The organism is Lactobacillus sp. OTU4228 (genome assembly GCF_001006945.1).
Classification (GTDB): Bacteria; Bacillota; Bacilli; order Lactobacillales; family Lactobacillaceae; genus Lactobacillus; species Lactobacillus amylovorus.
Map to the genome: position 1 here is coordinate 1 of NZ_CDLD01000036.1, position 20,951 is coordinate 20,951.

A 20,951-nucleotide genomic window follows, 5' to 3' on the forward strand; every position below is an offset into this window, starting at 1 on the left:
CCTAATAAATATGCACAAAACTTTTATTTAATCTTTTCAGCTTTATTCGCACCATTATTTTTAAGAAAATATCTAAATTAAACGTTGATAATACTTGAATTAAAGTAGAAAAATTAGATCTGATTTCCTAAGTAAAATGGCTTTACTGCTATATTTTGAGGAGGCTTTTAAAAATGAAAATTATTTTTGGTATTGATGTAAGCAAGAACACTTCAACTGTCTGTGAATTAATTAATGATAGTAAGACTATTACTACAATTACTAATGATCGCCATGGTTTTCTAGAGCTACTTAATGATCTAAAAGCTTTCGCACAACATCCTCAAATTATTTTTGAAGCTACCGGTGTATATTCAAGAAGACTGCAGACTTTCTTAGATGATTATGGCTATGAATATGTAGTCCTCAATCCATTAAAAGCTAAGAAAGAGATGGATTTAGGGCTTAGACATAATAAAACAGATAAGACAGATGCTTATCACCTAGCGCTAATTCAGAAACTTTATCACCATCCAGTCAGTCAATTGCAAGCTGAGCAATACCATCAATTAAATGCTCTAAGTCGTTTTTATGATCAATTGACTGGCGATATTGTGATGGCAAAGAATCGACTCCATAAGGTTTTACAATTTACTTTTCCAGAACTTGAAAGTTTATTTAGCACGGCGAAAGGATTCAATTATTGGTCAATTGTCAAGATGTATCCGCACTGTGAACTGGTAAATGGCTCTACCGAACTTGAAATCTATAATAAATTGATTAGGCTACCAGGGTTTCAAGATAAAAGGGCTAAGAAATTCACCTCAAATTTAATCAATTTAGCTAAGAAGGCATATCCAGTAGCTATATGCAATAGTGTTGAAGCTAATGAGGCAAAATACTATGCTCAACGTCTAATCGACCTAAATAAGAAAAGAAAAGACTTGATAGATCAAATGGTAAAGATAGCTAAAAGCTTACCCAATCGTGACTTAGAAATCTTAGAGAGCATTCCTGGTATTGCTCAAACTACTGCGGTAAGAATACTAGGGGAATTAGGCGATTTACGCAGATTTAGTAATCCTAACAAAATCAATGCTTTTATTGGAATTGATCAAGGACGTTATCAATCTGGTGAAATTGACGCCAGTTTAAGCATTACTAAACATGGTAATGCTGTAGCACGTAAGATTCTGTATCGGGCTATCGGTCAAATCGACCAGGCAGCTAAAACTCAGCACTGTCATATAGCTGATTACTATGAAAACAAAAAGCTATCTTCTCAAACCAAAGGGTTCAAAAAGATAGCTATTGCTTCTATACACAAACTGATCAGAACTATGTATGCCCTGATCAGTAATGACCAACTATATGATTACGACGTAGCCAAACATAATCAAAAAAGACTTTTATCGTATAAATAATTGATCAAGTTCATTATACTCTTCTAGTGTCTGGGAAAAACTCAGAAATTAAGAAATCCTACTAAATCTTGGTATTAATAAACCTTGATTTAATAGGATTTTTCTTTTGAGTAAAAGTCTAAAATTAGCTAAAAATGGACTTTTTTCCCAGACACTTACGTAGAAAAAAAGCAATGGTATGACAATACTCATTACTTTTCTGACTGTATTATTCTTTTAATCTTTTCTCCGCTTCTTGTCGAAGCATAATCCAAACATTAAGCCTGCAAATGCTATAGCTAGGCCAACAATTCCAGTTTTATTTTCAGTTTTTTCACCGGTTTGTGGTAATGCATTGCTTTCAGAACGGACAAACATTTTCTTATCCTCAGGCATAGCAACTACCTGTTTTGTAGTTTTTACCTGCTCCACGTTCCGCCCTTTGCTTATCTTTTGGGATAAAACAGGGGCATTTTGGTTTGATGAGCCACATATTTAATCCCACTTATTTTTTCAGATTTCGGCTTTACAAAGCCCTGAACTACATCTGGAGTTGGGGTTTGGGGTTGAGAAGGAGTTGTTGGTGAAGCCGGAGGTAATTTTGGTTTTACAGGTGAAGTTGGTGGTTGAGGCGTCTTATCTTTAGGACCTGGTGTAGGTTTCTTAAAACCTGGTGTTTTTTTCGGTTGAGGAGCAAGTGCATCCAAAGTAAATGGCCAAAAATCAGGAAGCTTCGACTTGCCGAAGAAACACCATGGTGCCCTAGCATCTAACGATGTTACTTTGGTCGGTAATGCTTTCCCCTTTGGGGCTGATGCTATCTCAAGCCAATTAGGAAATTCAGGAAGATTAGGTACTGGAGACTTCTTAGTAGGATTAGTTGAGTTTTTGCCATGTTGATCGAATGCATGTAAATCCCACCGGTGAGTTTCCCCACCTGCGCCCTTGATTGTATCGGCAATAATATTGCCATCCACGTTAACATTCGTTGTGAAGGTCGCGTTCGGTGCTAAAACACTACCCATTAAATTACCAGAATTAATAGAGACGGTTTTAGCATCTCCAAAATTCCAAAGCACTTTATTAGGATAAGAGTGTGATTCTCCACTGCCTTGACCATCAATTTTCATGTTTGGTTGGAAGTGAATATCGCTTCCTGTAATATTAATGATCAAAACGGGGGCATTCGTTCGATTTAATCCTTTAATCTCAAAAGTGCCAGATCTGTCAAGCTTTTTTCCATCTAAGGTTGCATATACGAAGCCCGTGTGACTAGACGCATTAGAGACATCAATAATTTCATTGTTATTATCCTTAAAATCAACCGTTACGTTAGCGCTGGTCTTCTCACTCATTAAATCTTTTGATTTCTGGCTTAATTTCTTAAATTCAGCAGAAATATCAATAAAATCATCATGGGTAATTACTTGACTAGGAGTTATTTTATCTAATTTTGTCCCATTTGCATAAACTACATTATTTTTAATCTCAACTTTTACCTTGCTGCCAAAAATAATATAGTTGCCTTTTGCGTTACGAAAGCCGTTTTCATTTAATTGATCTACATCTTCAATGTAATAAATATCACCAGCCGTATGATTAAAAGAATCACCTCTAGTACCAAAATCCACCTTATCACTTAAAAAATGAGCGACCATGTTACCATTAGTATCGACATCTAAAATTACATGTCTACCAAATATATGGAACAAATTAGCTGCACGCAATAACGCATTATTATCAAAATAATCACGTAAGTCAGCTACGCTTGTTATCGACGATACTTCCTTGGTGCTTACTGAATCAGGTAACAAGTTAACAAGAGTGGCGTACTTATCAAACATTGTTCTAAAGGCAGCAGCAACTTTCTTAGTTGGTTTCTCAGCTGTTGACCAATCAGTCTAAGCCTTTTCAAAGGCAGTATACTCGTTTGTCTTGCTTATTAACTTATTCTGAGCTTCAATCGTATTTTTCCACGATTGCAATTGCGCTGGAGTTAAAGCCAACAATTGAGTATCACTTGCAGAATCAACCTTTTTTGTTTCTGCTTTTTGTTTGGTCCAATCTTTCCACGCTTCAATAAACTTAGAATAAGCGTGTGACCAATCAGTATTAGTAGAGTCAACCTATTGATTATATTTATCTAATTGATCCTTCCATTCTTGCATGCTTTTAAGATTAAGATTTGCGATCTGATCATCCTTAGCCTGATTTAATTTGTGACTTAAGTTTTGCCATGCAGCATCAAATCGCTCTGACGATTGCATATGTGTAATTAAATTATCTAACAGGTCTCAATAACACTAAAGTTTTCCTTCTGGATCTCACGTTTTTCTTTCCACGCTTTAACTTCTTTTGACCAATTGTTCCAAGCGTTCTCGAAATTCTGGTATTGGTTATACCAAGCAGTATTATTTTTGCTCTGATCCATTAAATAATTGTTATAAGTATCAATTGAGTCTTTCCAAGCATCAATTTTATTAAGTAATGAGACAGTGACGTGATCGGTATCCAAATTAAATAAAGTTGTTTTCAGCTCATTCCATTTAGTCTGATATTTTTGTTCATACTCATCGTTAAAATCATCTTTTTGATCCATCAAGTTAATCAAATTATCTAATTGTGGTTCAACATTTTGATGGAAATAAGCTCTATCCTTTTCACGAGACTTCTTCCAAGCTTGGATCGAAGTTTCCCAATTATCCCAACTAAACTTTTTATAATTATTGTGCCATTGAGAATCCTTATTTAAGTATTGGTCATAATAATCTAAGACTGCCTTATAATCAGCAAAATCCTCTGGAGATAATGCTGCTAAATAATCATCATGGTCAGGATTAGAAGTGTCACCTAACTTTTTCTTATCTTTTTGCCAAGAATCCTGCGAATTCTTCACAAAATCTTGGGAGATGCCTTTATTTTTAGACATTAGTGGCGTCAATTTATCAAGGGCAGTTTGTAAATTACTAAAACTCTGCTTTTCATTTTTAGCCCTGCTGGAAGTATCATCTACCCATTTTTGCCAGGCGTCATTAAAATCACCATATTCTTGATTCCATTCACTATTCTGGTCAGAATTGAGTGATTTATTATAAGTATCTACCACATCTTTCCATTCTTGTAAGTCAGTTGGAAATAAAGTGCCTTTCGTATCAGAATCGAGGGTTGTTATATCACTCCATTTAGTTTGAAGTTGGGTTTTAGTCTCTGATCCATTGCCTTAAATAATGCATCCATGGAATCTTTTAACGGCTCACTATGTTACTTATTCCAAGTTGTCTGGTCGGCTTTAGAGTCTTTCCACGTTTGCTATGCATCATTAAAATCCTTATGTGCTTTATCCCACTTGGTTTTACTCTCCTTAGTGGGTTGATATTCATCTATAATATCCTTCCATTCTTGAATGGCTGCAGGAGAAAGAGAAGCTAATTGATCATCTGTATATTTTTCTGAAGAATTCTTTTCAGCGGATTCCGGCTCCGGTTTCTGAGCTGGATTAGTGGTTGAGGTCTGTGAAGAAGTTGACTTAGTTGTTTCGGTCTTCTTACCCTTTTCTACTTGTGCAGTAGATTTAGCATTACTTGTTCCATCTACTTTAGGCTTAAGCTCATTAACTTTATCCTTTAAAGCTTTATAATCTATACTTGTAGAATTTGTTTCATTCTTCCACTTTGACTTATCTGAATCAGAAAGAGCAATGTCATCTTTAGCCTTGTTTTCTGTAATATCAGTCGTGCCACCAGTTGAACCACTAGTTTGAGAATCAGTGGTAGCAGTACTATTAGCACTAGCATTAACAGTTTGACTACTCATTCCTATAAAGGTCAAACCAATCAATACAGAAGCAGCGCCTACCGTAAACTTACGGATAGAAAAACGCTGCGTTTTGGGTTCCATCTTACGTAATTTTTCATGCATGTTATTTGAAGATAACATAACAGCCTCCCTAAATAAATCTCATACTCAACTTATGTTTTTTTACCTTATTCACTCTACTATGATTAAGAAAATTATGTAATTAATCCGCTTTCATATGTAAATCACAAAAGAAACATATAGTTACTGTACTAATAATTAAATAACTATACCAGAGCCACAATTCAAAACAAAAAACAACAGATATATGAGCCATTTCACATATCTGTTGTTTTATTGTTTCTGTTATTTAATATTTAAACTAATTTTCTTTTTTCCTTCTCTTCTTTCCAGCAGCTAAGCCGAACAATGAACCAATAGCAGCAATGGCTAGACCAAAGATACCTGCTTCATTTTCGTTCTTTTCGCCAGTCTGTGGAAGGGTTTCTTTATCATTGGTTGAAGTACTCTTTTCAACCTTAGCAGTACTATTGCTTTGAGCCTTTTCAGACTTATTAGCAGTAGCTACAATTGTTAAGGTTTGAGTCTTGTGTGCAACTGTCTTAGAAGAAATCTTTCCTTTATTGCCAGATGTTAAGGTTTGAGTCTTGTGTGCAACTGTCTTAGAAGAAATCTTTCCTTTATTGCCAGAATGGTTGTGTGACTTGTTTCCAGGCTTCTTTACTGGATGGTAAGTTACAGGAGTATCTTGAGTTGGATCATTCTTGTATTGTGGAGTTGGTGCATTTGGAATCTTATGATCATCTTTATCTACTTCCGCAGGCTTGATCGTGTAACTGTACGAGCCACTGATCTCCTGGATATTGTAGTTCTTGTTGGCTGCGCGCAAAGCAGCTTCGCCTTTTGCATTCAGGCTCAAAGTATAAGTACCAGCATCAATTGGGGCTTGCTGATCTGCCGTGCTCCAGGTAAAGTCATCAGCGGTCAAAGTACTGGTATTCAAGCCCGGCAAGCCCGTCCACTCTACATCTTGGACGTTAAATGCAGCGGGCTTACCGTTATAAGTCTTACTGTCGCTACCTGAATACTTTACAGCTTCTACTTCCGCAGGCTTGATCGTGTAACTGTACGAGCCACTGATCTCCTGGATATTGTAGTTCTTGTTGGCTGCGCGCAAAGCAGCTTCGCCTTTTGCATTCAGGCTCAAAGTATAAGTACCAGCATCAATTGGGGCTTGCTGATCTGCCGTGCTCCAGGTAAAGTCATCAGCGGTCAAAGTACTGGTATTCAAGCCCGGCAAGCCCGTCCACTCTACATCTTGGACGTTAAATGCAGCGGGCTTACCGTTATAAGTCTTACTGTCGCTACCTGAATACTTTACTTTTATCTGCTTAACATAAGGAATTCTAAGATCTTGAGAATATTGTCCATTAGCTAACTCATAATCAGATTCTTTAAACTCAGGGTCAAGCACATACCCTTCGTGAGAAAGGAGATCGTTAAGCTGACCGTAACTATAAGGAAGTTGGGCACTTGCTGGATCAGAGTCATCATTCTTGTATTGTACTTCCTTAAGAGTATCGCCGGTGGTTTTATCATATAAAACTACAGAACCTAATTGAACATACTTAATGGCATGTACTGAACCAGTAACATATGGATTTCTTGCAGTCCAGTTATAACCAGCATAACCATGATCACTATCAAACTTAACTGATTTACCAGCCCCTACATCTTGAGTACTTCCAATTTGTTTGCCGTTTGCGTTCAATAAAGAAACTGCCATCGTGCCATCGGGAGAAATTTGATGATAAAGGCCAATAAAACTAATTTGGCCATTATTATCGTAATAAACTTTTCTATAATAGTCGCCGACTTCGAAACCAGATATGCTTCCTGTCAGATTTCCATCCTCATCGGTATGATCATGAATTTCCTTTTGATTAGATAAATAATATCCTTTATGAACTTTGAGATACTGGGATACATTTTCTAGTGTAAAAGTCTGACCAGGCCAACCCTTAACATAGATGGCATCCTGATCATTCTTTACTAAATTGCCATTTTTATCGTAAAACTTTACTAAAGAATAAGTATCCTTGTTTCCCTGATAAGTAGGAAGAATTGAACCTATTGAAGTAGAATATGACCCTATTCCTACATTGCTTATACAATATTCATTTTGCATGAGACCACCGGTAATTACAGTAGAACCACTACAGTGAATGGTCTTGCCATTAAACTCCTGTGTTCCAGGTGCAGTATAATATATTTTATATCCATTGGAGAGTTTCAGAGTATTATTAGACTTATTAGACTCAATTCGATAAGCTTTATATGTGTAGTTTGACCCCCAGAAGTTGTACTCGGACGTAATAATAAAAGCATAAATGTTATCATCATCTGCGGATTTTCTAGCTAAGATAACAGTTTGGTTTGTACCAATACCACTTAACCGGGCAACTTGATAAATATACATGTCTTTCAAGTTAACAGTTTCTCCGGTTGAGGAGTTATTTGTGTCATACAAGGTAAGATTATTTAAATTATTATCGTTAGCGTATTTTGTAGGATACTCTTTAGGATTTTCTACAGGAAGCGTTGTTGCCTTATTATTTAGATTCTTGTCCTTAGCAAATAGCTCTACTCTCCATGATTTTTCGACTTGCCCAGGCGTTAATTTCTTTGAATCTGTTTTTATATTCTTATTTGAATCTTTTGGTGTGGCAATGTTAGTTGCATTTTTACCAGCAACGTCGGAATTGTTGTCTTTGTTTTGTTGTTCTTTAACTGAAGAATTAACGGGTGATTGTTCTTCTTTTCTTTGAGAGGAATCATCTTTATTTACCTCAGCAGCAGGTGTAGAATCATTCTCTCTTACATTTTTAGCTGAAGTATTCTGTTGCTCAGATTCATTTCTTTCTGAACTATTCTTTGTTTCTTGTGAATCTGACTTTCCCGTTAATTTTTGATTATCCTGATCATTCTTCAGTGATTTATTGTTATCAGCACTAACGGTTTCAGTTGATGAATCCGTATTCTTAGGTTCTACGGTTTTTGAATCTGAAGCATTTGCTTCATTTTGAACTTTAACATCAGAAAGAGTTTGGTCATTACTCTTCTCTACTTGCTCAGAGTTCTTCTCTGTAGCATCTACTTCTTCCGAATCAGTAGTTTCCGCATTAACAGTTTGACTATTAATTCCCATAAAAGTCAAACCAATCAATACAGAAGCAACGCCTACCGTAAACTTACGAATAGAAAAGCGCTGCTTTTGTGGTTGCATCTTACGTAATTTTTCATGTATATTATTTCTAGATAACATAACAGCCTCCATAAACAGCCTTAAACTTATTTTCCCTTATACTAACACCCTTAAAAGCATACGACAATTCTTTACACACATATATATTTTTAGACCTATATTCTAAAATTAACAGCATACAAATATACTTACTCTTATTTTTAAGCATACAAAAACGTTACTCATTTTCAAGTCTAGAGTAACGTTTTTGTGCATTCCATTTGCAATATATAAAAATTTTTCTTTTTACCTGCACCATTTCAGAGATTTAATCTTGGTTTTATCAGCAGGCATGGGTATTTAGACTTGCACATGCAGATACACGTGCACTTAAGCTACTGACACCAGCTTATACAATTCAATACATAGCGCTACTTATCAGAACTAGGCATATTCTTCTTGAGATCATTCAATCCTAATAATATCTTTCTAATATTACTTAAATCTGTTCTTTCAGAGTTAGTAATATTATGTTCTGGATCTGCGATTTTAGCCAACAACATATCTTGATAATGATTTAATTCTACATCTGTCATTGATTCGAGTGGTTTAGGTTCATTTAAAAAGCTTTGTAGAAATGTGCCTTTGTCTACATTTTCTTCCTCTAATTTTCCCTCTCGCCTACGCTGCTCAGTATTCAAAAGTTTTAAAAAAGTCTTATCACGATCCTTGAGCAAATTTAATCTTTCTAGATATCTGTAAGTACTGATCATATTTTTTAGCTCTACGTCTGTTAGTTTCTTCTGCTCAATATCTAGACCACTTTGATTAAATGGAGTATCTTCGAAAAATGACTTGAGATACTTCTTATTTCCTTCCTGCTTCTCTAAATGCGAAGTCCCAATTTTTTGACCAAAATATCGATCAATTGCTTCGTTTTTTTCTTTAAGAGTTAAATGATCATTAGTTTTAATAAATGGTAAATATACAAAGAAACTAATTACCAATACTATTGCTTGCCAAATGGCAACTTTCCAACCACCAATAATTGCTGCAATCGTTCCTTGACCACCTAACCAAGTACGGTCAATATAATTAGCTGACAATAAAACTGGAGCTTGCTTAGCAGAAATAACAGTCTTTGTTCCCTGCATAACTGCCGTGGTTGGACTCATAATAATCAAAAACCAACAAATGAAGTAATACCAGCTGGAATTGGATCTATCCCAGCTTTCTTTACCCAAGTGTAGGCAATACCGATAACACTAAAAACAAAACCGATATCAAAAGTACAGTTGTATGCTTGACTCCAAAACTGAGTTAAGCCATTTTCATTCATTCAGTTGGCAACAGCTGGTAATGGAAATGAAGCTAATAACAAGAATACTGACCCAATCATAATGAATGGCAATGATAATACCATCCCATCTCTTAATGAGAGCATTGGTTTAGTATTAACAAACTTCATTACTGGGGGCAATATATATTTATTGAAGAATTTCCCCATGATAACTCCTCTCTCTTCTTATTCCTTACACTTCTGTATTGTATGCAATCGTTTTCTTCAACTCAATAGTTATCACGGTATTGACATGCATTTTATATCTGGAACACCTTGTTTCAAAAATAAATTATTATTCCAAAATCTTCGAACCATACCAAAACTCCCATCTTCTCTTACTTACTTGCAAATGATTTCATATAATGCAAGTAAGCAATGAATCAAAGGAGTTTTTTTATGACTAGAACTTTAGATAAGAATTTTTTATGGGGTGGCGCCGTTGCTGCCCATCAACTTGAAGGCGCATATCAAGAAGGCGGAAAAGGAATCTCTATCGCCGATATTATGACCTTAGGAGATCGTGAGCATCCCCGTGAAATTACAAAGACTATCGAAAAGGACAAATACTATCCTAACCATGTCGGAATCGATTTTTATCACCACTACAAGGAAGATATTAAACTGATGGCAGAGATGGGTTTTAAAGCCTTTCGTACTTCAATTGCATGGACGCGAATTTTTCCAAATGGCGATGAAGATGCACCTAACGAAGCAGGACTTAAATTCTACGATAATCTTTTTGATGAATTGTTAAAATATGGTATCCAACCCGTCGTCACTCTTTCTCACTTCGAGATGCCATATCACTTGGTAACTGAATACGGTGGCTGGTCTAACCGCAACTTAATTGATTTCTTCACTCGCTTTGCTCATGTGTGTTTTGAAAGATATCACAACAAAGTTAAGTACTGGATGACCTTTAACGAAATTAACAACCAAGCTAATTACGAAGATATCAGCAATGTGTTAAAAAATTCTGGTCTGCTTTTCAAAAAAGGTGACGACAAAGAAAAGATGATGTATCAGGCAGCCCACTATGAATTAGTTGCTAGTGCCGAAGCCGTTCAAATCGGACACGCTATTGATCCATCATTACAAATTGGCTGTATGCTGGCCTTCTGCCCTATCTATCCTGCATCATCTAAACCTGAAGATATTCTTTTTGCCCAACGTGCAATGGACACGCGTCTCTACTTTGGCGATGTCCACGTTAATGGTGAATATCCAAATTGGTTAAAAGTTTACTTTGATCGAAAAGAGTATCACTTGGATATTACTAAAAAAGATTTGCAAATACTAAAGAATGGTACGGTTGATTATATTGCATTCTCCTATTACATGTCTTTCACTGCCAAATACACTGATCATATGGACTATCGTGAATACCAGGATTTAGTTTCTAATCCATATATCAAGACCAACGATTGGGGTTGGGCAATTGATCCAGTTGGTTTGCGCTATGCAATGAACTGGATGACTACCCGCTGGCATAAACCATTGTTTATCGTAGAAAACGGACTTGGTGCTTACGATAAAATGACCGCTGATCATCAAATTCACGATGATTACCGTGTGCAGTACTTCCGTGACCATATTAAGCAGATGGAAAAAGCAGTCATTGATGATGGTGTTGACTTAATCGGCTATTTGCCATGGGGATGCATTGATTTGGTTAGTGCAAGTACCGGTGAAATGAAGAAACGCTATGGCTTTATCTACGTTGATGAAGATGATTATGGTAAAGGCAGCTTCAAGCGCTACCCTAAGGATTCTTTTTACTGGTATAAAAAAGTAATTGCCTCAAATGGTGCGGATTTAGATTAATGAAAAATAAAAGATCGATGATCTTCGTTAAAAAACGTTGATCATCGATCTTTTTTGATATTATTTTAAAATTCAAACAAGCGGTGGTTAATGATAATTCTAAATTCACGATCTTCTTCATCAGCTAAACAACTAGCGACTAATGGTTCATAGCCTCTCTTTTCCTCATCAAACTGATTTCTTTCGGCATCTAGATCTTTAAAAACTTCATCGGGTAACTTATCAACTGGAATTTTGGCTGCTTTTGCTAATTCATCAAAGCTAACTACTACTCCATCTTGTAAAACATCATCATCTTTGCTTTCATTGTATTTCTTTACCAAGAGCTTCATGATGGCCAAAGTTTCTGGTCTTAAGTAATTCAAGGAATCAAAATCAATTACATAATCGTCCATTGCATTTCCCATCCTTTCGTGAAAAATCATTTTTCTCACTTTCAGTATGATGTCCTTTTTGAAAATACCCAAACAATATGACTTAAGATTTTTATATCATTCCACGCTGCAACCCCATAAAGATAGTAATAATCAGCAAATCAGCACTACCGCCAAGGCTATAATTCTTTTCTTTAAAAATACGATTTAACTCTAACATGAATTGCTTGCCAGCTTGAGTGCTTCTAAGACTTGCTTGATCGCACTCATTGTTCCAGAAAGCGTGTTCTGCGTTTCCGAATTTTGATTAGAAATATAAAAACCGAATCATTCTCTGAATGAACCTGTGCCACCAGCTTTTTCACTTCTGGCCTGCTTAAGCCAACTACAACACCCATGCCATAGTCTTCTGGATAACATTCCTGCATCTGCTTAGTTCTAAGAGCAACTAGTTTAAAAACATCTTCTTTATTAATGACACCAGCTGCATAAGCTGCTGCAAATATGCCTAAAGAATGTCCTGCAACTAAATTCGGCTGCCAGCCTAACTTTTTTAATTGATCTACTTGATCAATCTGTAAAAGCAAAATGATCAGCTGAATTTGAACTGAATCTTGATAGCCTTCAGCAGTATCCAGCAGCTTAACTTTGGTCCATTTTTCTACTTGCTCTTTTAATTGAGGATTGGCTTGGTCAAGCATGCCCGGATTTTGACCACCTTGACCTGGAAATAACCACAAGTTTCGCAAAATAATCACCTCTTGGGATCTCACATTTTTTAGTTTAAAACGTTTGGATGACAATTTATAATATATAAATAGAATAATGCTTAACCAAATAGTTATGAATCGAGTAAGCAAAATGAATTTAACTACATTAAAATACTTTATTTCGGTGGCTTCTCTGGGGGGGTCAATCACCGAAGTAGCTAAAGAAGCCTATGTCAGTCAATCTGCCGTTAGCAAAACTATTAAACAATTGGAAGAAGAAATCGGGGTAGAATTATTCGACCGTGAAGGCAGAACCATCAAACTAAACCAACAAGGTAAATTCTTATGTTTCTGATAGTTTGAATTTGCTTGATCGTGGTATTAAGGCGGTACAAGGCTCAAAAAAACATTGATCAGAGTCCCTTGAACGTTTTATTTACCGTTGCTTCACCCCTCATTTCTAAAATAATCTTGCGCATGCAAGAAGTTCTGCCAAATATCAGCTTAAACATTCACCAGAAAAATAGTTTTGCCAAGGATTTAGAACAATTCGATTTTATTATTTCTACTGCCAAGATTCCTAACTTTAACAGCATCCCCATCACTACTGAGAAATTGCTGATTGGTGCAAAAAAAGGTATTCTTCCTAACAAGGATTTCATTGAACTTAAAGAATTAGAAAAATATATCTTCGTTGGTCTTGATAAAAAAAGAGCTGCAACAAACTATCGATCAATTTTTAAATGCTCACAAAATCAAACTCAATTATCAATATCAATCCGATGAACCGGCAACGGTGCGACAATTGATTGCTAACGGCATTTGGATCGGTTTTATCCCTGCTATTAGTTGGCGGGATTTTGAAACTCAAAATATTACCAAGGCTCATATTTGTCCGGAAGCACCCCAGCGCACAATTTATTTAAACTCACCCCACCATAATTTGACCGATACACAGCGTCTTTTTAGCAACGAAATTGCCAACGTCTCCTTACAAGAACGGAATGCCGCAACAAGATAATTTTTAATTTAAGCCATTGCTTTTTTAAAAAAATACCTTTAAATTAAACTTGAACTTCTTTTGGATCTCACAATTCAAAAGAAAAGAGAGATTTTCATGAAAAAATATCAGTTTAACAGCGTTAACACGGCTGATATTGGCGATTATTTGAAAGTTTTCGCTTGTACGGCTGTAATATCGCAGCCAATTATGTCGATGATCATGGGAGCAGGCCAGTCCATGCATGTGCAAGACATTTTTGGCGTTTTCTATAATTTAGTTAAATATACGGCACCAGCCTTTATCTTTGGTATTTTGTACACTACCATTCGGACTAATGATGAAAAAGGCAGCTTCTCATATGCCAAGCATATGCGGGCTAATTGGTCTAACCTTTTTTTGCCGACTATTTGGTGGACATTGATTTACCTTTTTGGGATGCCATGGGTGCAACAAGTTAATCATTTTAATAGCATCGGTTCATTTTGCTGGCAATTTATTAACGGTAATGCGGCACCGCACCTTTGGTACAACACGATGATGCTGCAATTCATTATCCTAATGCCACTATTTTGGGTGCTAAGCCGCTTCGTCGGCCATAACTTGACGCGCGGAATCTGGATTGCAATCATTACTTTTTTCCTCTACTTCGGCTGGCTATGGTTCTACGACTACTACATTTTCCACGGCGTGCATGAACATGATTGGTATCTGCTTGATCGCGTGTTCATTTCATTCTTTATCTACGGTGTTTATGGTGTACTAGCTTGGCAACTGCGAAGTTATTATAATCAATTAGTTACTAAGTTATGGTGGCTGATTTCAATTTTATTCATTGGATGCTTCATTTGGACTAATATTGAATTACAAAAATTTGGTCATCCTATTAACTTTAACAATGCTCCATATTACAAGCCATCAATGACCTTGTACTGTTTGACAGTTATTGCACTAATCTCCGCATTTTGCTTGCACCAAGTTAGAAAAAATTCACAGACTAGCTTAAATGTCTTTCACTTTTTAGCTACCTATGCTTATCGAGCATATTTATCCAATGTCTTTTGGAATCAACTAGTTTGGCGCGGCCTCAACATGCAATATCACGCAATCTATCATCCAGTCTTGACTTTGTTTGATACATGGATTTTAACGTGGATCTTATCTTTCACTTCCGCATATTGCTTGCATGTTTGGTGGATGAAAGCTAAAAGTTTAATTTTAAGATAAAAAAGAAGTTACTCACACCGAGTAACTTTCTTTATTTTAATCTTGGATTTTGTATGATTTTATTTGAAGTTTACGATAATTAAGCTTTTTTAGCACTCTTTTGCTCTTCAGCAACAGCCTTATTATCAGCAATTTTGAAGAATGGGAACCAAATCAAAGTACTTAAGACTACTACTACCATAGCGATGATAAAGAATGGAATACCACCTGAGAAGAATGCTTGAACAACACCAGGCATAGTCCATGGCAATTGAATAAATGGATTTACTGTAGCATGGAATAAATCAATTAATCCCCAACTTACCAGACCATTAATGATAGGTTCAAATAGCATTGGCAAGAAGAAAACAGGGTTCAACATAATTGGCATTCCGAATACCAATGGTTCATTAATATTGAACAATGCTGGTACCCCAGCCAATTTTAACATTTGTTTATATCGATCAGATTTTGCTCTAAACATAGAAATAATTAAACCTATTGTGGCACCTTGACCACCGAAAGCACTGTTTAAAATCACAGAAAGCATTGACATCGTGACGTATGGCATTGGCTGTCCTGCCTTAAAGGCATTCTGATTAACAATACCGTTAGCAATGATAATTGGCATTACAATACCATAAACCATATTTGGGTGAATACCAAAGAACCATAAAACATTAGCTAAGGTGTAAATAGCAATAATGCTAATTGGAGAAGCAGTAAATGTTTGCAGTGGTGCTTGAACCAATTTAGTAATACAATCAAAGATGTTACCAAATGCAGTATAACTAAATGCTCCTCTAATTAAAGTCATTAATACCAAAATAATTCCGGCAATTAATGATGGCTGAAGTGAAGCTGCAACATTAGGTGGAACACTGTCAGGTAATTTAATTACAATATTCTTTTTGTTAAGGAATACGTAGAGCATCCCAACAACCCAGCCAACAAGGATAGCAACAACCATACCAGATGAACCAAGGTAATTAGTACCAAAGGCTGTTACCTGAGTCAACTTAGCATGTGTACCAAATGCTCTAGCCATATAATCTTGTGGAGCTAAAATCATAAAACTTGATGCAGCAAGTAATCCTGCTGGCAATGGATTATATTTACACTTTTCTGCATAAACATAAGCAAAGTTAAATACAACAAAGAGTGACAATACATTCATAGTTGCATTTTGTGCAGCGTTAAATTGAGTTGCCCAACCTATCTTTTGTAAAAAGTTAGTCCAAGCTGGAATTGGAAAATTACCAATTAAAAGAACGAAGGCACCACCTAAAGTAATTGGAGTTACTTTCATAAAGGCATCAGCTAATGATGAGAAAAATAGATTGTTCCCCATCCATTTAGCTATTGGTGCTAAAAACTTATCTAGAAACTTCTGTAGATTATTCACAATCTTTCCCCCTTTTTCATCACATCTCGCCTTCTATTCTATGTAAGCGCTTGTAATAGTGCAATAGTTTTAGCCTTATCTGGTAAAAAGCTATACTTTTAGGTCTTTGTTCTTTTATTCGAACGCTGTGTTCTTTATAATTGAGTTATAAATTTATTCGTTGGGAGAAAAAGAATGGCTATTTTTGATTTTAATAATCTTTCATCCTTATCAGATGTAGAACTCTCCATTTACCGTTTTGTTGTTAATAATCCCGAAAAAGTAGCGTATATGCGTGTACGTGATATTGCCCAAAAGACGCATGTGGCTAATTCCTCAGTAATGCGTTTTGTTCATAAAATAGGCTTTGCAAGCTTTCCTGAATTCAAAGCCTATTTAAAAAATATCAATCAAACTGTCGCACCTCAAAAAGCATTGACCTTTATTAATCAACAGAATTTTCCTAATGATATTGAAAACAAATTACGAGTAGTCGCTGATCAGCTTTATCTATCTGACAACATCCCTATCATAGGAACAGGCAATTCTACTTCTACCGCCGTATACGCTGCAAGAATGTTAGCATTATTAGGATTCAATGCATTTTCTATTACCGATCCCTTTTATCCACTGAATAGACAATTAGAAAATACTAGCAACAACACCATTATCTGTTTTTCAGTTTCAGGCGAAACTACGGAGTTAATTGAGCAACTAAATTACTGTACCAAGCGCTCTGATAATCAAGTAGTTGCGATTACCAGCAATCCAACTAGTACTATTGCCAACATCAGTAAATATGTACTTAATTATCAAGAACATAAACAGCGTTTATTTAAATATTGTGATCTTTCTTCACAGATTCCTGCAATGTACATTGTTGAAGGCTTAGTTGAAATATTAATTGGAAAGAATCAAAATCTAATTAAGCAAAAACAAGATCAGGAAAAAGAACATGAATAAAAGGCTCAGCGAAAGCTGAGCCTTTTATTAGTTACGATACTTAAAACTTCTAATCTTCCTTCTTTTTCTTCTCGCCTAATCCAAATAGACTTGCTAATGATACTGACAATAAACCTAAAATTCCAAGCTTATTATCCTTTTCACCAGTTTGTGGCAATTCTTCATCACTTGCCTTTGGCTTATTATTAGCTGTCTCATCAGCACCGTTAAATTCGGACTTAGGACCATTATTACTCATCCATTCACCTTTAGGGCCATAATTATTATTCCATTCACCTGAGGTCCGTGATTACTTGTCCATTCACTCTTAGGTCCACGGTTATTCGACCATGTCGATGACTTAGCAGATTTCTTAGATTCTGCCTTGGCTAATCTACTTGAACTAGTTGTATGTTTCTTTGCCACCTTAACTTTCTTATTCTTCTTTGCCTTCTTAGTTTTCTTTACTTTATGCTCCTTCTTTGGAGTTGAATGCTTGTCTGAAACAGTTGGTTTCTTTGGCTTTTCAGAAACTTCCGGCTTCTTTTCCTTTGAGTCATGATGTTCATCCGTTGGCGGAATTATCACTTTACTGTAAGTTACCGTCTTTTCAATATCACCATCTTCATGATTTACTTCTCCTGCCCTAATTTCTTGTCTTCTTAATAAATCTGCCCAAGCAACGTTTGAAGCATATGCTGTCTTGTTAACTTCCTTGGCAAAAGTTGGATCATACCCATTTAAGTTAACGCAATAAGCACTGTTGCCATTAACTTTATCAATATTTGTTAAAACTGCAGTAACCTTAGTCCAGTCTGAAATCTGATCAGCAGTTTTTAAAAAACTTATAGCAAGATATTAATCGACAGAACCTTCAAAATAGAAAATAATTAATTTAACCAAAGTGAGGAGAAAAAATATGAAAAAGAAAGTAGCAGTAGAACAATTAAAATTTCCTTCATACCAAGAAATTCCCGCAATGAGATTATATTTAAAGCAAGTAGCGAACTATATAAATCAATGTTTAGCGCCCTTAGGAAATATCAAGATTACGAGTTCAATGGTCAGCAATTATGTTAAACATGATCTAATTGCATCCCCTGAAGGCCGGCTATACAGCCGTGAGCAAATCGCCACCCTACTTTTTATCACCATTGCCAAAAACGTGATGGATCAAGAAGAACTGCGCAAAGCGATTGCCATCCAGCAAAAGACCTATTCAACCGAAGTCGCTTATAATTACTTTGCCGCTGAATTGCAGAATGTCTTATTATATGTTTTCAACAAAAAGAAAGAACTGCAAAAGATCGGTCATGATAACACCAGTCAAAAGCAAATGCTGCGCAACGTCATCATGGCCTTTGCTTATCGAGAATATTTGTACCAATTTTTCAGAGAAATTTAAAAGACTCAGCTTATGCTGGGCCTTTTACTTTATGCTTTCTATATTAATCAAAATTACCATGATTTAGCTTAATGTATTGATCAATTTTTCGAAGATTTTAATTATTAAACAAAGCAAAATAAAAAAGTTCAGCTTTCACTGAACTTACAAATCATAAACTATCCATCCATTGATCTAAATCTTTTAAACTACCAATTTTAGTAATGGTATGATTTTCTACCTCTTTTTTGCCTTGTAATGCTTCCACAGTATCTAAAAATTTTAAACTTTTATCATTTTTTAAAAGTCATAATTTTAACCTTTTACTATTTACTTTTCTTCTTCGGTACAAATACTAGTGCAAGGACTAAATTAACAATTATCAGCACAAGCAGCACCATAAACGTCCACTTAGAACCTATTGCCGTGCCATTACCTACATGATTATTTTGTGCAATCGCAATCAAAGTCCCAGCTAATGCAGTTCCGAGTGCTCCAGAAAATTGCTGCAAAGTATTGAAGATCGCATTGCCTTGGGCATGGTTGGCTTTGCTCAAAGTAATCAATCCACTGGTCATCAGACTGCCAAAACACATCCCATAACCGCCATAATAAAGAACATACAATAATACAATGGCAATACTGCTGAGTGGTGCTAATATATTCATCAAAATCAAACTAGTTAGACTGGCAATTACGCCAATAATGATCGGCAAACGCGCACCTTTTTTATCGAGCAGCTTTCCTGCTAAGGCTGCCATCAAGGCATTTATCACCGCACCTGGAAATGTAATCCAACCAGCCAGAGAAACGGATCCATGATTAACGGCTTGCACATAGATTGGAAAGATGAAACCTAAGGCCAAAGTCGCAATTTTAGCAAAACAATAGGCAATTAGTTGCATGCTAAAACGCAAATTTTTAAATAATTGAGGACTAATCAAGGCTTCCTTATCGGACCAAGATATTTTTAGCCAAATTAATAAGCTGATGATTCCTAAAACTAAAAAGCCTAAAACTGGAACTGACAGGAATGAATATTTGGCAATTCGAGTAAAGCCTAGCATTAAGCAAACTAAAGCAACAGCAAGAGACAGCCACTGACCGTACTTGATCTTCACCTTCTGCAAAGGATTGATCTGGCGAATTGAATAGATTCCTGTTAGTAAACTAATTACTATCAGAAACAGTGAAATGATAAAAATCCAGCGCCAATTAAGCGCATCAGTCACGATACCACCAAACACCGGACCAAAGGCTACGGCACAAGCGGTAATCATCGTTCCAATCCCCATCATGAAGCCTAGCTTTTCTTTTGGCACCTCAGCCAAGATAATGTTATACATCAGCGGCAAGCCTATACCGGTACCAATTCCTTGCAAGGCTCGACCTACTAACAAAAGATCAAACCATGGAGTAACGATATCAATCAGTAAGCCCAATATAAATAATGAAACTCCTAGAATAAATATTTTTTGGGTAGGAATTCTCAACCTGATCTGTGAACTAATTGGCACAATCGTTGCAATTACTAGCAACACCAGGGTATTAACCCATTGAACTTGATCGGTAGTAATCGCAAAGTCTCTAGTCAAGATTGGAAAAGTAACTGTCGTTGCCGTTTCATCAAGGATTCCCAAAAATGAGAGCATCCCTGCCGATAAAATCGCCATCACCAAACGTGGCGTAACTTTTTTAGTCATTTTTCATCTTCTTTTCTTTAACTGGCAAGCGAATAATCGTTTTTAAATTTTCTAACTTTGTACGTTGAGGATTTGATAAATAGATTTCATGATGACGACGCTGATCTGAAAAGTCTAATCCCAAATCATTTTTAGCAATGAATTGATGCATCTTAGCGATAGTAGCAGGCTCATCATCATAACTACCATGATGCATAATTTGTACGCATTTTCCTTCTGTCAAAACAAGTAATTTTACTGGTGAGAAATCCAAGCCTTTTTTAATTGCAGCTTCTTTTTTAGCCCAAGCCAAAACTTCATCTGTCACAAACTTAGGCATCCGAACGCAGGAAATAAAATTGAATCTTTCTTTATGAGCATAATCAATGCCTTTAACGCCATCTTGCCACCAAAATCCTTCAAGCGGTGGAACCACGAAGTCAAAATAATCTTTAATCTGATGTGAGCCCTTTTTACTCATTTTAATTGTATAGGCTAAACTATACAAGATCATGCTTGTATTCTCCGCCCTCTTGATTTGGATCGCCTTGACCTTGAACAGCAATATATTGCATCTGTGGAACATCAATTAATTCAGGCTTTTTGCCTGGACGATAAAACTGCTTTTCTTCTTTTTAAAATCGTATGCCATGTCCTGCCT

Annotated in this window: 22 protein-coding genes and 2 pseudogenes; 8 read left to right on the forward strand and 16 right to left on the reverse strand. The window is 36.0% G+C overall.

All coding sequences use genetic code 11. From position 1 onward, the window contains the following. Positions 1-173 precede the first annotated feature (173 nt). Positions 174-1,403: an IS110 family RNA-guided transposase gene (locus BN1206_RS07375; protein WP_052543154.1), complete on the forward strand. Its 1,230-nt coding sequence runs from the start codon at positions 174-176 to the stop codon at positions 1,401-1,403. Between the two features lie 216 nt (positions 1,404-1,619). Here the strand turns inward: BN1206_RS07375 and BN1206_RS07380 are convergent, their stop codons facing one another. The 8 genes from BN1206_RS07380 to BN1206_RS10375 all read right to left on the reverse strand — a co-directional run bounded on the left by BN1206_RS07380 (position 1,620) and on the right by BN1206_RS10375 (position 9,949). After that, on the reverse strand, positions 1,620-1,814 hold the full coding sequence (locus tag BN1206_RS07380) for an LPXTG cell wall anchor domain-containing protein (protein ID WP_052543155.1): 195 nt from the start codon (positions 1,812-1,814) through the stop codon (positions 1,620-1,622). A 14-nt stretch (positions 1,815-1,828) separates the two neighbouring features. Continuing rightward, complete coding sequence (locus BN1206_RS07385) at positions 1,829-3,226, reverse strand: choice-of-anchor A family protein (protein WP_052543156.1); 1,398 nt, start codon at positions 3,224-3,226, stop codon at positions 1,829-1,831. Positions 3,227-3,666: 440 nt separating this feature from the next. Further along, positions 3,667-4,488 (reverse strand): hypothetical protein, encoded by an 822-nt coding sequence (locus BN1206_RS07390; protein WP_052543157.1) that lies wholly within the window; start codon positions 4,486-4,488, stop codon positions 3,667-3,669. 203 nt (positions 4,489-4,691) lie between these two features. Further along, complete coding sequence (locus BN1206_RS07395; protein WP_052543158.1) at positions 4,692-5,318, reverse strand: YSIRK-type signal peptide-containing protein; 627 nt, start codon at positions 5,316-5,318, stop codon at positions 4,692-4,694. 241 nt (positions 5,319-5,559) lie between these two features. Continuing rightward, positions 5,560-8,523, reverse strand: coding sequence for an MBG domain-containing protein (locus BN1206_RS07400; protein WP_052543159.1), 2,964 nt, complete (start codon positions 8,521-8,523; stop codon positions 5,560-5,562). Between the two features lie 350 nt (positions 8,524-8,873). Beyond that, positions 8,874-9,596 carry a hypothetical protein gene (locus BN1206_RS10365; protein WP_369792935.1) on the reverse strand — a complete coding sequence of 241 codons (723 nt, stop codon included), beginning with the start codon at positions 9,594-9,596 and terminating at the stop codon, positions 8,874-8,876. Between the two features lie 26 nt (positions 9,597-9,622). After that, a complete protein-coding gene (locus BN1206_RS10370; protein ID WP_369792936.1) occupies positions 9,623-9,781 on the reverse strand; it encodes a hypothetical protein in 159 nt (52 codons plus the stop codon). After that, complete coding sequence (locus tag BN1206_RS10375; protein ID WP_369792937.1) at positions 9,782-9,949, reverse strand: hypothetical protein; 168 nt, start codon at positions 9,947-9,949, stop codon at positions 9,782-9,784. Between the two features lie 231 nt (positions 9,950-10,180). On the opposite strand from BN1206_RS10375, the gene BN1206_RS07415 reads away from it, so the two are divergent. Continuing rightward, entirely contained in the window at positions 10,181-11,608 is a 1,428-nt protein-coding gene (locus BN1206_RS07415) for a 6-phospho-beta-glucosidase (RefSeq protein WP_013438478.1), read from the forward strand. A gap of 65 nt (positions 11,609-11,673) precedes the next feature. On the opposite strand, the gene BN1206_RS07420 is transcribed toward BN1206_RS07415, so the two are convergent. The 3 genes and pseudogenes from BN1206_RS07420 to BN1206_RS07425 form a co-directional block, all read right to left on the reverse strand. Further along, positions 11,674-12,003 carry a hypothetical protein gene (locus BN1206_RS07420; protein WP_013086716.1) on the reverse strand — a complete coding sequence of 110 codons (330 nt, stop codon included), beginning with the start codon at positions 12,001-12,003 and terminating at the stop codon, positions 11,674-11,676. Between the two features lie 91 nt (positions 12,004-12,094). Continuing rightward, positions 12,095-12,226: pseudogene (locus BN1206_RS09795) on the reverse strand (triphosphoribosyl-dephospho-CoA synthase); the annotation flags it as partial. 22 nt (positions 12,227-12,248) lie between these two features. Beyond that, positions 12,249-12,731: an acyltransferase domain-containing protein gene (locus tag BN1206_RS07425; protein ID WP_013438479.1), complete on the reverse strand. Its 483-nt coding sequence runs from the start codon at positions 12,729-12,731 to the stop codon at positions 12,249-12,251. A gap of 112 nt (positions 12,732-12,843) precedes the next feature. On the opposite strand from BN1206_RS07425, the gene BN1206_RS10165 reads away from it, so the two are divergent. The 4 genes from BN1206_RS10165 to BN1206_RS07435 all read left to right on the forward strand — a co-directional run bounded on the left by BN1206_RS10165 (position 12,844) and on the right by BN1206_RS07435 (position 14,919). Next, on the forward strand, positions 12,844-13,047 hold the full coding sequence (locus BN1206_RS10165) for a LysR family transcriptional regulator (protein ID WP_231575996.1): 204 nt from the start codon (positions 12,844-12,846) through the stop codon (positions 13,045-13,047). A gap of 68 nt (positions 13,048-13,115) precedes the next feature. After that, positions 13,116-13,478, forward strand: coding sequence for a type 2 periplasmic-binding domain-containing protein (locus tag BN1206_RS10170; protein ID WP_013438480.1), 363 nt, complete (start codon positions 13,116-13,118; stop codon positions 13,476-13,478). Continuing rightward, complete coding sequence (locus tag BN1206_RS10175; protein ID WP_231575997.1) at positions 13,393-13,713, forward strand: LysR family transcriptional regulator substrate-binding protein; 321 nt, start codon at positions 13,393-13,395, stop codon at positions 13,711-13,713. The genes BN1206_RS10170 and BN1206_RS10175 overlap by 86 nt, the downstream gene beginning before the upstream one ends. A 96-nt stretch (positions 13,714-13,809) precedes the next feature. Further along, entirely contained in the window at positions 13,810-14,919 is a 1,110-nt protein-coding gene (locus BN1206_RS07435) for an acyltransferase family protein (protein WP_013438481.1), read from the forward strand. 79 nt (positions 14,920-14,998) lie between these two features. Here BN1206_RS07435 and BN1206_RS07440 read toward each other — a convergent pair whose 3' ends face one another. Next, entirely contained in the window at positions 14,999-16,303 is a 1,305-nt protein-coding gene (locus BN1206_RS07440; RefSeq protein ID WP_052543160.1) for a PTS sugar transporter subunit IIC, read from the reverse strand. Positions 16,304-16,477: 174 nt separating this feature from the next. Here BN1206_RS07440 and BN1206_RS07445 point away from each other — a divergent pair, with 174 nt between their 5' ends. Next, entirely contained in the window at positions 16,478-17,245 is a 768-nt protein-coding gene (locus tag BN1206_RS07445; protein ID WP_052543161.1) for a MurR/RpiR family transcriptional regulator, read from the forward strand. 49 nt (positions 17,246-17,294) lie between these two features. On the opposite strand, the gene BN1206_RS07450 is transcribed toward BN1206_RS07445, so the two are convergent. Both BN1206_RS07450 and BN1206_RS07455 read right to left on the reverse strand, forming a co-directional pair. Then, positions 17,295-17,483 (reverse strand): LPXTG cell wall anchor domain-containing protein, encoded by a 189-nt coding sequence (locus tag BN1206_RS07450; protein WP_052543162.1) that lies wholly within the window; start codon positions 17,481-17,483, stop codon positions 17,295-17,297. Then, positions 17,480-17,812, reverse strand: a complete 333-nt coding sequence (locus BN1206_RS07455; RefSeq protein ID WP_013438485.1) for a hypothetical protein — start codon at positions 17,810-17,812, stop codon at positions 17,480-17,482. The genes BN1206_RS07450 and BN1206_RS07455 overlap by 4 nt, the downstream gene beginning before the upstream one ends. Positions 17,813-18,143: 331 nt before the next feature. Between BN1206_RS07455 and BN1206_RS07460 the strand changes: the two genes are divergently transcribed. Then, positions 18,144-18,629 (forward strand): DUF1836 domain-containing protein, encoded by a 486-nt coding sequence (locus BN1206_RS07460; protein ID WP_052543163.1) that lies wholly within the window; start codon positions 18,144-18,146, stop codon positions 18,627-18,629. Between the two features lie 305 nt (positions 18,630-18,934). Here the strand turns inward: BN1206_RS07460 and BN1206_RS07465 are convergent, their stop codons facing one another. Beyond that, complete coding sequence (locus tag BN1206_RS07465) at positions 18,935-20,311, reverse strand: MFS transporter (RefSeq protein ID WP_052543164.1); 1,377 nt, start codon at positions 20,309-20,311, stop codon at positions 18,935-18,937. Then, positions 20,304-20,942 (reverse strand): annotated as a pseudogene (locus BN1206_RS07470) (GyrI-like domain-containing protein). Before BN1206_RS07470 ends, BN1206_RS07465 begins: the two are co-directional and overlap by 8 nt. Between the last annotated feature and the right edge of the window lie 9 nt (positions 20,943-20,951).